At 41.5% G+C, this 12545-nt stretch carries 8 protein-coding genes and 1 pseudogene; all 9 read right to left on the bottom strand.

Annotated elements, in window-relative coordinates:
* Positions 1–17: 17 nt before the first annotated feature.
* Entirely contained in the window at positions 18–539 is a 522-nt protein-coding gene (locus D7D53_RS01185; protein ID WP_120769870.1) for a dihydrofolate reductase family protein, read from the bottom strand.
* Positions 540–839: 300 nt separating this feature from the next.
* Positions 840–1724, bottom strand: a pseudogene (locus tag D7D53_RS01180) (GNAT family N-acetyltransferase).
* A gap of 11 nt (positions 1725–1735) precedes the next feature.
* Positions 1736–2353, bottom strand: a complete 618-nt coding sequence (cysE, locus tag D7D53_RS01175; protein ID WP_120769869.1) for a serine O-acetyltransferase — start codon at positions 2351–2353, stop codon at positions 1736–1738.
* 15 nt (positions 2354–2368) lie between these two features.
* On the bottom strand, positions 2369–4582 hold the full coding sequence (gene pnp, locus D7D53_RS01170; RefSeq protein ID WP_120769868.1) for a polyribonucleotide nucleotidyltransferase: 2214 nt from the start codon (positions 4580–4582) through the stop codon (positions 2369–2371).
* A 533-nt stretch (positions 4583–5115) separates the two neighbouring features.
* The gene (metF, locus tag D7D53_RS01160; protein WP_000089967.1) at positions 5116–5982 is read right to left on the bottom strand and encodes a methylenetetrahydrofolate reductase [NAD(P)H]; all 867 of its coding nucleotides are present in this window, start codon (positions 5980–5982) and stop codon (positions 5116–5118) included.
* 102 nt (positions 5983–6084) lie between these two features.
* Positions 6085–8334, bottom strand: a complete 2250-nt coding sequence (gene metE, locus D7D53_RS01155) for a 5-methyltetrahydropteroyltriglutamate--homocysteine S-methyltransferase (protein ID WP_120769867.1) — start codon at positions 8332–8334, stop codon at positions 6085–6087.
* Between the two features lie 244 nt (positions 8335–8578).
* Positions 8579–8941 (bottom strand): TIGR02328 family protein, encoded by a 363-nt coding sequence (locus D7D53_RS01150; RefSeq protein WP_020902413.1) that lies wholly within the window; start codon positions 8939–8941, stop codon positions 8579–8581.
* The gene (locus tag D7D53_RS01145; protein ID WP_120769866.1) at positions 8925–9329 is read right to left on the bottom strand and encodes a YbgA family protein; all 405 of its coding nucleotides are present in this window, start codon (positions 9327–9329) and stop codon (positions 8925–8927) included. The genes D7D53_RS01150 and D7D53_RS01145 overlap by 17 nt, the downstream gene beginning before the upstream one ends.
* 134 nt (positions 9330–9463) lie before the next feature.
* Entirely contained in the window at positions 9464–12508 is a 3045-nt protein-coding gene (locus tag D7D53_RS01140) for a type I restriction endonuclease subunit R (RefSeq protein WP_120769865.1), read from the bottom strand.
* Between the last annotated feature and the right edge of the window lie 37 nt (positions 12509–12545).

Raw genomic sequence — 12545 nt, 5'->3', positions numbered from 1 at the left:
GCGGTCCACTCCCTTCTCTATTTCTGACTTTTTCGGCTGAAAACCAGCTCTGCAAAAGGACCAAATTGTCTGAGGCTATCCAGTTGGTAAAAGCGCTGCCCTTCCTCTTGGGTAAAGAAGGGAACCCCCTTTCCTAGGATAAGGGGCGCTATCTGAACAATGAGGTGGTCGAAAAGATCCGCATCCAAGAGCGGTCCTACTAAGGAATTACCACCAATCACAAAGACATTTTTGCCTTTGTCAATTTGGTGAACAAAGTCCACCACATCCCCAGCTACTGGCTGGTAATTGCTGACAGGCAGGTTTCTATCATGCGTAAAGACATAGTTTTCCGTAGCTTGATAAAAACTTTCTACATCTTGCAAATCTTGGATTTCCTCAAAGGTCCGCTTGCCCATGATGGTGATATCCATTTGCCTGTAAAAGTCATCATAGCCTGTATCCTCTACAGAACCAAGCTGATGCAGCCAGTCTATCCTGTGCTGGCTGTCTGCCAAGTAGCCATCCATGGTGATACAGCCGTAAAAATATACTGCCATTCTTGTAGTTTCCTTTCTAGTTCTACTTCGCCTTCACTTAGCGGGATAGCTCCAGATGATTAGACCTAAGCTAATCAAAGTATTCAGCAAAATCCTTGCTGGACAAGAAAAATAAGCCAGACAACAGCAATTCCAATCTGCAACAGAACGGTTCATTCTTAAACATTCAAGCGCCTCTCCTGTCTACTTACGGCTCAAGGTGTCTTAGATTTTAATCATAAAGTAATAGTCAAGAAAACTAAAATCCAAGAACAATTAGTAAATCACTAAGAGTTCAATTGAATTTCAGTCCGAATCTCTCTACACTTCGGAATCCCTTGCTCCTTTCTCATTCAGATAAACCACCTGAGTCTGTTTGACAAAGCCAATTTTTTCATACAAACGTTTGGCAACTACATTGCTATCTTCCACTGCAATTTAGAACTCCTTATCATTTTGCTCAATCAGTTGGTTGACAAGGGATTTTGCTAAGTAGCTTCCATATCCTTTCCCACGTTCAGGTTCAGATATTGCTAAACCGTAGAAATAATTCGTATTGCTCGATAAATCAACCGTGCAAGTTCCAATAACCTGACCGTCTTTTAACAAAATATATAAGCGACTTTCTGGATCCTTCAGAGCTTCAGCGACATATCTATCCACAATCTCTCTAGACTCATGTTCCTCTGAGAATGCCTGAAATTTTAACTGACTAATTTGCTCCTGATATGAACTATCTGCTAACAAAACTTCAAGATTAGAAAGCTTTGCTAACGGATAAGGTCTTCTATCCTTACCCAACCAAGTTTCTGTATCCTCGTCCTCGACCAATCCCCAGTTGCTAACAAAATTAGGATGGCGGTCTAGAAAAATACGTTCTGTCTGAAAAGTAACTGAACGAATAGGGAAAGAAGCCGTTTCTTTCTCAAAACTAGTAAACAATGCACGCGCAATCCCCTGACGGCGATAATCTGGATGAACCAGCATCGTCACTTCCACATCTTGGTCATCTGCATAGACAGTTAATAAACCAACAAGTTCGCCTTTTTCATAATAAAGGAAAAAGGCGGGCATGTTTGGGTCAAAATTAAGCATGTTAGAGAGATAGGGATCACGATAAGTTCCATCATAGGCTTGGCAACAGTTAATTAATTTTTTTGCCTCAGATAACTCCTTTTGGCTTAACTTGTTTCTTGCTTGAATCATATAGGTAACCTTTACAAACCAGACGATCTGTGACTGGCTTCTTTAGCCTGCTCGAGTTTATTGACATAGTACTCTCGTTTTTCTTCAACTTCGTGAATGACCGGCTCGTCTTTTTTACCATGTACACGGACAATCTTAGCCGGAATACCGACAACTGTCACATCACTAGGTACATCTGCCACGACAACTGCTGCAGCACCGACCTTGGCATTTTCACCGATTTCCACCGGCCCGATAACTTGGGCATGGGCTGATATGAGAGCTCCTTTACGAACAGTCGGATGGCGTTTGCCAACATCCTTACCAGTCCCACCGAGAGTCACCCCATGATAAAGGAGAACACCCTTTTCAACAATCGCTGTCTCTCCAATCACCAAGCCTGAACCGTGGTCGATAAAGACACCTGAATCAATCTGGGCACCTGGATGAATCTCAATCTGCGTCCAAAAACGCCAAAATTGACTGTGCATACGAGACATGAGTTTGAAGCCATGCTTCCAGAGAAAATGGGAGAGACGGTGGGCCGCCAAGGCCTTGACACCTGGATAAGTCAGCAAAACCTCCAAAGTGGTGCGGGCCGCTGGATCATTTTCTTTTACGATATCAATGGTTTCGCGCCACCATCCCATACATTTCTCCTTTTCTTATTCTGAATCTTTTGGTGTTTCTGTAAATTCTTTCTTAGGTTTGTGATCCTTATGATGACGTGGGCGGTGAGGACGCTCTGATTTTTCACCTTTTTCATCACGTTCAGGTTTTGGAGGTCGAGGAAGAAGAGCTTTCATAGAAGCATCCACACGTCCTTTTTCATCAATCTTGATAACCTTAACATCAACTTCATCCCCGATTGCTACCAAGTCTTCGACATTATTGGTACGCGTCCAAGCCATCTCAGAGATATGAACAAGGGCATCTGTCTTATCAAAGAGGTTAACAAAGGCACCAAATTTCTCGATACGAACGACTTTAGCACGGTAAACTTCGTCCACCTTAGCTTCACGGACCAAACCAGCAATAATTTCTTTAGCACGGTTAATAGCATCTTGGTCGCTAGAGTAGATAGACACATTTCCTTCTTCGTCGATATCAATCTTAACGCCTGTTTCAGCGATAATCTTGTCGATGGTTTCTCCACCCTTACCGATGACAATCTTGATCTTGTCCACATCAATCTTGATCGTATCAATTTTCGGAGCAGTTGGAGCCAATTCTGGACGAACTTCTGGAATGGTTGCTTCAATCACATCAAGGATTTCAAAACGGGCTTTCTTGGCTTGGGCAAGAGCCTCAGTCAAGATTTCTGCAGTAATCCCTTGGATCTTGATATCCATTTGAAGGGCTGTAATCCCGTCACGAGTTCCTGCAACCTTGAAGTCCATATCTCCAAAGTGGTCTTCCAAACCTTGGATATCTGTCAAGACTGTATAGTTGTTTCCATCTGAAATCAGACCCATAGCAATACCAGCTACTGGCGCCTTGATTGGCACACCACCAGCCATAAGGGCAAGCGTTCCCGCACAGATAGAAGCTTGAGATGAAGAACCATTTGATTCTAAAACTTCTGCTACTAGACGAATAGCATATGGGAATTCTTCCAAACTTGGCAAGACTTGAGCAAGGGCACGCTCACCGAGAGCACCGTGACCAATTTCACGACGACCTGGCGCACCGTAACGACCCGTTTCCCCTACAGAGTATTGTGGGAAGTTATAGTGGTGCATAAAGCGTTTCTTGTACTCTGGATCCAAACCATCAATGATTTGAGTTTCACCCATCGGAGCCAAGGTCAAGACTGAAAGGGCTTGAGTTTGCCCACGAGTGAAGAGACCAGAACCGTGCACACGAGGAAGGAAGTCAACAACCGCATCCAAAGGACGGATTTCATCGACCTTACGGCCGTCAGGACGAACCTTATCTTCTGTAATCAAACGGCGCACTTCAGCGTGCTCCATTTGTTCCAAGATTTCAGCCACATCACGCATGATACGGTCAAATTCTTCGTGGTCCGCATATTTTTCTTCATAAACAGCAGTTACTTGGTCCTTAACTGCTTGAGTTGCAGCTTCACGAGCCAATTTTTCTTCTACTTGGACCGCTTTTTGGAGGTCGCTGTTGTAGGCTGCGATGATTTCAGCCTGCAAGTCAGCGTCTACATGAAGTAATTCTACTTCAGCCTTTTCCTTACCGACAGCAGCAACGATTTCTTCTTGGAAGGCAATCAATTCTTTGACTGCTTCGTGCCCTTTAAGAAGGGCTTCCAACATGATTTCTTCTGACAATTCTTTAGCACCAGATTCTACCATGTTGATGGCGTGCTTGGTACCAGCTACTGTCAATTCAAGGAGAGATTGCTCTGCTTGTTCTTGACTTGGATTGATGATGATTTGACCATCTACATAGCCCACCTGTACACCAGCGATTGGACCGTCAAATGGAATATCTGAAATGGAAAGTGCTAAGGATGAACCAAACATAGCAGCCATTGGTGCAGAAGCATTTTCATCATAAGAAAGTACTGTGTTGATGACTTGGACTTCGTTACGGAAACCTTCCGCAAACATAGGACGGATTGGACGATCAATCAAACGCGCTGTCAAAGTCGCATCCGTTGAAGGACGTCCTTCACGTTTCATAAAGCCACCAGGAAACTTCCCAGCTGCATACATTTTTTCTTCGTAGTTGACTTGAAGTGGGAAGAAATCCCCAGTTGCCATCTTCTTAGACATCACGGCCGCAGTCAAGACAGTTGACTCACCGTAACGCACGACAACTGCGCCATTTGCTTGCTTAGCAACCTGACCAGTCTCTACAATTAACTCACGACCCGCAAAAGTCGTTTGAAACACTTGTTTTGTCATTTTAATCCCCTTTGGATTGATGAAATTATACGCCTTGCCTACAAAGATCAGGATACAAAGGGCGTCAAAAGCAAAGTAAAATAGGAAACTGACGAAGTCTTCGATGAAGACAAGACAGTTTATCTTTTTTACACAGCTTTTCGGCCGGGTTCGATTACTCAAGATAGCATTCGATTGACGCAGTGTACCATGCACACCAGGAAATCTATCTTTTTCACTAGGGATTTAGCCCGTGTTCAATTACTCAAGATACAAATCATTAGAAAGGTTTGATACTAAAGCATCTGAACCTTTCACGCTAATCGCTATCAGGCGATTAGCTAAACGCTTTACTAACTCTTTCCTCATATAACATCGATTTGACTCGCTCGTGTCGCTCCAACCACATTTGAAAAGCCTTTAAAATTTTAATACCCTCATCTTTGTATCAAGTACGTACAGAGTCTATTTTATCATATTTTTCTTAAAAAGTGCGGCCTTTACCATTAAAAAGGAACCACTCCCCTCACCTGAGAAGAATGGTTTGCTTTTTATTATCCTAGAGACTGATGATTAAACAAGGCATGGGTTGCTTGGTGGATGTATTTTGCTGTTTCTGCATTGTTCATGGTGTAGAGATGCACACCTGCAACATCCTGAGTTACCAAGTCCACGATTTGGTCCACTGCATAGGCAAGTCCTGCTGCTCTGAGCGACTCAGGGTCATGCTCATACTTGTCTAAGATGGCTTTAAATTTGCGTGGAAGATGGATATTCTCACAAGTCTTCAAGAGGCGGAGAGCCTGATTTCGATTCAGAATTGGCATAATCCCTGCATGAATGGGAACATCAATCCCAGCCAAGATGCACTTGTCTTGGAAATCATAGAAGCGCTCATTGTCAAAGAAAAGTTGAGTTACAAGGCTCGAGCAGCCTGCATCCACTTTCTTCTTAAGATTTTGAATATCTGAAATCTGATTTGGTGAATCTGGATGACCTTCTGGATAACAAGCTCCGACAATATCAAAGTGAGGGGCTTGCTCCTTGATGAACTCAATCAAGTCCGTTGCGTAGCGAAAATCTTTTTGCGGCTCCACATCTGGAATAATATCCCCACGAAGAGCCAAGATTTTCTGCACCCCAACCTTGTCTAAGTCGGCAATGGTTTCAGCAACCTTGTCCTTAGTCAAATAGATGGCTGGCAAGTGAGCAATAGTCGGAATCGCCAAGTCATTTTGGATAAAGTCGGCCAAACGAACCGTCGTTTCCTTGATATTAAATTTATTATTGCTGGCAGTTACACTGATAAAGTGAGGAGCCAACTCCTGCATATCTTGAAGAGCAGAAATAATGTTATCATTACCCACGGCTGGGTTGGGAGGGAACACTTCAAATGAGAGTGACGGTGTTTGGCGTGACATAGTCATTATCCTTTTCTAGTTGATTTTTTTCGTTAGCTGGATTCCTAGAATCTAAGTGAAACAGGCAGATTGACCAAACAGCGCTTCTTGAGAAATCCTATCTTACAATTTCTCACGCGCAGCTTTCGCTGCTTCCACAAGGCGGATCAAGCTTTCTTTTGTTTCTGGAATACCACGTGTTTTCAAACCACAGTCAGGGTTGATCCAAACTTTCTTGCTTGGCACTTTAGCAAGGATAGCTTCGATTGTGTGGTCGATTTCGCCTTCATTTGGCACACGAGGTGAGTGGATATCGTAAACCCCAGGTCCCACTTCTGTTTGGAAGTTTTTCGCTTTGAGTTCGTCCAAGATTTCAAGGTTTGAACGGCTAGCTTCAAAGGAAATAACATCTGCATCCATGTTGTCGATAGCTGGGATGATATCTGTAAATTCTGAGTAACACATGTGAGTGTGGATTTGTGTGTCTGGCGCTACTGTTGAGTGTACCAAGCGGAAGGCAGGAATTGCCCAGTCAAGGTAGTCTTCGTACCAGTCGCTACGACGGAGTGGCAATTTCTCACGAAGAGCAGCCTCATCGATTTGGATGATTTTCACACCAGCAGCTTCAAGGTCAAGTACTTCATCCTTGATAGCAAGGGCGATTTGAAGAGTAGAATCCTTGATAGAGATGTCTTCACGTGGGAATGACCAGTTAAGAATTGTAACAGGTCCAGTCAACATACCTTTAACAGGTTTGTTTGTACGGCTTTGTGCATAGCTAGACCATTTAACAGTGATAGGGTTAAGACGAGTGACATCACCCCAGATGATTGGTGGTTTAACCCCACGCATACCGTATGATTGAACCCAACCATTTTTAGAGAAGAGGTAGCCTGACAAGTTTTGACCGAAGTACTCAACCATGTCATTACGCTCAAATTCACCGTGAACAAGGACATCAAAGTCGATATCTTCTTGCCATTTGATCCATTCATCGATCGTTTCAGCAAGGAAAGCATCGTACTCTTCTTGAGACAATTCACCTTTACGGTAAGCCAAACGCTTCGCACGAACTTCCTTAGTTTGAGGGAATGAACCGATAGTTGTTGTTGGAAGAGCTGGAAGTTTGAAAGCTTCTTCTTGGATAGCTTCACGTTCTGCAAAGGCTGGCAAACGAGTGTAGTCAGCGTCTGTCAAGCCAGCGATACGCGCACGAAGTTCAGCATTTTCACCAACACGTTCAGTCGCAAAGAGTTCTTTATTAGCAGCAAGTGCTTCTTCACCTTGACCATTGCGGATAGCATCCAAGTCACGAATCTCATCCAATTTTTCAACTGCAAAGGCAAAGTGGTTCAAGATAGCTGGTTCAAATTCCTCATTAGCTGTTGTAAATGGCACATGAAGAAGTGAGCATGAGCTTGTCAAGACAATGTTTTCAGCTGGAATTTGTTCAAGAACAGCTAAGCTCTTTTCGTAGTTGTTGCGCCAGATGTTTTTACCATTGACAATACCTGCATAAAGAGTCTTGTCAGCTGGGAAACCACCTTTAACGAGTTCAAGAGTTTTCTTACCTTCAACGAAGTCAAGACCGATAGCATCTACTGGCAAGGTCACAAGGTCAGCGTAAACGTCACGAACGTCTCCGAAGTAAGTTTGAAGCAAGACTTCAAGACCTTTTTTGTCAGCCAAGAGTTTGTTGTAAAGGTTCAAGAAGAGGGCTTTTTCTTCAGCTGTCAAATCTTTTACAAGAGCAGCTTCGTCGAGTTGGATACGAGTCGCACCAAGTTCTGCCAATTTAGCAAAAACTTCTTGGTAAGCAGCAACTAAGCTGTCTACGAAGTCTTCTGCTTTCACGCCTTCTTCAAAGTCTGACAATTGAAGGAAAGTGAATGGACCTACAAGAACAGGACGAGTGTTGAGACCAAGTTCTTTTGCTTCTTGGAACTCATCGAAGATCTTGTGACCTGCAAGTTTAACTTGAGTGTCTTTTTCAAATTTAGGAACGATGTAGTGGTAGTTGGTGTTGAACCATTTCTTCATTGGGAGCGCGCGAACGTCCCCTTTTTCTCCTTGGTAACCACGACCCAAAGCGAAGTAGCGCTCAAGGTCAGACAAGTCCAAGTTTTGAACTGAAGCAGGTACCACGTTGAAAAGGAAAGCAGCATCTAGGAAGTTGTCATAGTGAGAAAAATCATTTGATGGAATTTCAGTGATGCCTTTTTCTTTGACAATGTTCCAGTGTTTAGCACGCAAGTCTTTTGCGGCTGCAAGGAGTTCTTCTTCTGAGATTTCTTTTCTAAAATATTTTTCAGTTGTAAATTTTAATTCGCGGAATTCGCCCAAACGAGGGAAACCGATGATTGTAGTTGACATGATGTGTCCTCCAAAATTTGTTGTTGAAACTATCTTAACAGAAAAGAAATCATCTGTATAATTGTAAAAAATTAGGCTTTGATATAGTTTGAAACTATATCTCTGTTTTAAACAAAAGAAAAAGACTTGAGACAAATGCCTCAAATCCTTTGTGTAGCTTGTTTTATAGCTTTATTTCAGTTAGACGGTTCAAACGCGTTATTAGTAACTCTTATAAGTGACTATGGCTTGTTATTAGAAAAGACTATATGTTGATTCCCTTCTCTCGGAGATTTTCCAGGCACTCCTCATAGTAGGTAGCATCATGCTCACTATAGATAGGACTTTTCATCTTTTCCTCTACTAAGTCTTGATAAGGAGGGCAGGTCTTACCTCGGTAGTTCTTGTCCAGCCACTCTTGACTTACCTTATAGCCATGGTTAGCCATCTCCTCCATGATCAAGCGATGATAGGCATAGAGACAATAGGGCGAGTGAGTAAAGACATAGTCCACCGTCGCATGCTTTCTACCCCAGCCATTGCCACGTAGAGCGCAACACTCTCGATGCTGCCCCAAGAGTTGAGGACGGGGAAGTTGTGAAATCAAAGCCTCATGCCAAAGTCTCATGGGCGTCTCCTTTCAGTAAAGTCGAATGTTGCAAGTATGTATTTGGGTAACGTTCAAGTAAATCTCTCGTCTTAACAATTAAGTCTTCTTTGGTGGCATGGCCAGAGTGATAACGCTCCAGTAAAAACATATAGTCCTTGCGCTCAGCATCAGTCGCTTTCTTCTTGAAATATCCCCAAATATGCTGAAAAGCATTACAAACCTGACCCCTGTGTTCTGGAATCTGGCAGGCACGGTCAATCATCTCTTGAACCATACTCACCTCCACCTCTTCATTCTTGAGATACTGACGAATCTCATTGTATATATTGCTAGAATGACTCAAAACGAGATATTTGTTTCTCGCCCAGAGTTGCTGGCAAAGGGCACGTTGGTTGCGATTTTCCATATTTCTCCTTACTTTCTACTAGTTCCCCGGAAATAAGGAAACAAAGTTATATCTTAAAAATGAGCGAATTATGAGCGAATAAATAGTATTTTTTGTAGAGCCTGATTTTTCTAATAAATATTAGTCAACAATCCTTAAATACCTGAATAAGTCTCTACTAACAACTGAATCTTACGTAAAACTTCTTGCTTTTTCCGTTCACGCGCTCCTTGTCTACGAGAAGTTGGTGGAATAATCGAATCCAAATCAGTCCCACTATTTTCAGCATAACCTCGTTGAATTGATTTGTCTATGAATAATTGATAATCAGCTACAAGTTTCTCAGCCTCAGCTAGGTCGTGAATCGCAATTTTCTTGCGCTCTTTGCCATATTCATAGAAAGCATTAATAATCCCATCATGGTCTTTCAATTTTTGCAAATCAGTGTCATTGATAAATCCAATAACCAACTCTTCTTTAGCACGGATATCAATGCTAGAGCGAATCACACGACTAACTTCTGCTTTCATTACTTCTTTAGACTCAGAATTCTTCGATTTTTCAACAATCAATGCAAGAATGTAGTCCAGGTTAATCTCATCTGTTTTTAGGAGTTCAATCTCAAATTCGACATCTGAAAGATCAATATCCAAGTCCTTGGCCTTTTCATAATTTTTAAGGTTCAAAAATTCATCTCGAATTTCCACATAAGTGCTTCTTAAATCCTGAAGATAACCTTCTGAAATAGGTTTGTCGATTTCTTGAAACTCATCATAATTTCGAAGGACATTATCAAGCTTCAACAACTCACCAAATAACTTAACAAACTCCTTCTTATCATGCTCTGTTTCAATTTCTTGCGGATTCGGGAATCTTTCCAGAATTTCCTGACAAACTGCAGTATAGCCTTTGACCTCGATACCCGTTACTTGGTCAACGAAACCATCCATATATTCACTAAAGCTTTTTTCTAAGATGATTTCAAGCTTGTTGGTGTCTCCAAAAGTCTTAATAGCTTCCTGCGTAGCCTTTTCTAAATCACGGAAACAAACAATATTTCCAAAAGGTTTAACCTTGTTAAAAATCCGATTGGTTCTCGAGAAGGCCTGAATCAAACCATGATAACGTAGATTTTTATCGACAAAGAGTGTATTCATAGTCGGGGCATCAAATCCCGTTAAGAACATACCGACCACAATCAGCAAATCCACTTCCTTGGATTTAACGCGTTTGGAAAGGTCACGATAGTAATTTTGAAACTCCTTCCCATCAGCTGAGAAGTTGGTCTTAAACATGTGATTATAATCATCAATTGCTCTAGAAAGAAACTCTTTAGAAGTTAGAGGCATGGCTGTATCTTGAGGTTCTAGCTCTTCATCTTGAATTTCTCCATAAGCTGACTGTTCTTCGTTAGGCGCAAAGCTAAAAATAGTCGCAACTTTCAAACGCTTAGCCTCTGGTAAAGCTGCTTGCTGTCGTTGGAGTTCTTCATAGTATAATTTTGCTGCTTCAATACTTTGTACAGCCAGCATAGCATTAAATCCAGACAATTGTTTTTGTTTATGAGTATAGTGTTGATTTCGGTGTGTTTTTGTATTATACACTCTCAACAGGTACTCTGTGATGGTTGCTATCCGTTCTGGATGTAGAAGTAGCTCCTTCTCCATCTTTTTGAGTTTCTTCTCATCAATCTCTCGGCCAACTGCTTTTTCAGCTTCTCTATACTTATTGATTTCAGGCTTGATATAGTTGTAATCAACCTTGAACTTCAAGACTTTTTTATCTCGAATAGCATCCGTGATAACATAGTTATGAAGTTGCTCCCCAAAAACTTCTTGAGTTGTTTCTCCCGTTAAACTATTTTCTGGGAAAATCGGTGTCCCTGTAAAACCAAATAGAGCGTACTGTTTAAAAGCCTTCTTAATGCGCTTTTGAGCCTTCCCAAACTGAGAACGATGACACTCGTCAAAAATCAAGACACATTTCTTAGCATAGACTTCATGATTAGGATTCGCAGTGATAAACTTATTTAATTTTTGAATAGTTGTGACAACGATTCGATCATCATTTTCTTCGATACTGCGTTGTAGTTCTTTTGTATTGTTACTACCATTGACTGAATTTGGTTGGAATTTTTGATATTCCTTCATAGTTTGATAGTCTATGTCTTTTCTATCTACAACGAATATCACTTTGTCAATATAGTCCAACTCTGTCGCTAAGCGTGCAGTCTTAAAGCTGGTCAAGGTTTTCCCTGACCCTGTTGTATGCCAGATATAGCCACAAGCATTGATTGTTCCAAAATTCTTCATCTCATTAGAGGAATGAATTTTTCTCAAAATACTCTCGGTAGCTGCTATCTGATAAGGGCGCATGATGAGCAAGGTATTGTCCACATCAAAAACACAATACTTGGTCAAAACTTCCAAGAGGACACGCTTGCTTAAGAAAGTAACAGTAAAATCTTCCAATTCGTGAATAGTCTTATTCTTACGGTCTGCCCACTCACAGGTAAACTCATAGTGATTTTTATTTTGAGCTGTCGTATTTGCAAAGTAGCGTGTATAAGTGCCATTCGAAATCACAAAAATCTGAACATACTTATACAAAGAATTTTCGCTGTTAAAGCTTTCCTTACTATAACGGTGAACCTGATTAAAGGCTTCTTGTAGACTAACCCCACGCTTCTTCAATTCAATCTGAACTAGCGGAAGACCATTGACTAAAATGGTCACATCATAACGGTTGGTATGACTCCCCACTTGCGTCACTTGGTTGATGACCTGCATACTGTTGTTGTGAATGTTTTTCTTGTCAAGGATAAAAATGTTTTTAATCCGTCCATCATCAAAAACAAAGTCATAGATATGATTTTCTTGGATTTTTCGTGTTTTTTCAACCAAACCTTCATTGGGACAGTCTAAATACTCGACTACAAAACGTTGCCATTCAGCATTCGTAAAGATCACCTTATTAAGCTTTTCAATTTGGACCTTTGCATTTGCTAAAAGCTCCGCAGGTGTATGGATATCCAATCGTTCATAATTGAGACCATTGACTAAATCCATAAGCAATTGTCTTTCCAAATCTGCCTCAGACTGAAATTCTCTATCTGTGCGATACTCTGGTTGATACTCAGCCAAGAGAATCCCTTCATTTGTTTCCGCAATTACTTCATGTACTTTTGAATAATCAACCATTGCATGCTTCCTTTTTTTATTTTAATTGAGATTCTAT

It is taken from the genome of Streptococcus gwangjuense (assembly GCF_003627155.1).
Classification (GTDB): domain Bacteria; phylum Bacillota; class Bacilli; order Lactobacillales; family Streptococcaceae; genus Streptococcus; species Streptococcus gwangjuensis.
This window is presented reverse-complemented; position numbering and strand designations above follow the sequence as displayed.

Coding starts and splice junctions, on each gene's coding strand:
- D7D53_RS01185 (WP_120769870.1), bottom strand. CDS start 539: ATGGCAGTATATTTTTACGGCTGTATCACCATGGATGGCTACTTGGCA.
- cysE (WP_120769869.1), bottom strand. CDS start 2,353: ATGGGATGGTGGCGCGAAACCATTGATATCGTAAAAGAAAATGATCCA.
- pnp (WP_120769868.1), bottom strand. CDS start 4,582: ATGACAAAACAAGTGTTTCAAACGACTTTTGCGGGTCGTGAGTTAATT.
- metF (WP_000089967.1), bottom strand. CDS start 5,982: ATGTCACGCCAAACACCGTCACTCTCATTTGAAGTGTTCCCTCCCAAC.
- metE (WP_120769867.1), bottom strand. CDS start 8,334: ATGTCAACTACAATCATCGGTTTCCCTCGTTTGGGCGAATTCCGCGAA.
- D7D53_RS01150 (WP_020902413.1), bottom strand. CDS start 8,941: ATGAGACTTTGGCATGAGGCTTTGATTTCACAACTTCCCCGTCCTCAA.
- D7D53_RS01145 (WP_120769866.1), bottom strand. CDS start 9,329: ATGGAAAATCGCAACCAACGTGCCCTTTGCCAGCAACTCTGGGCGAGA.
- D7D53_RS01140 (WP_120769865.1), bottom strand. CDS start 12,508: ATGGTTGATTATTCAAAAGTACATGAAGTAATTGCGGAAACAAATGAA.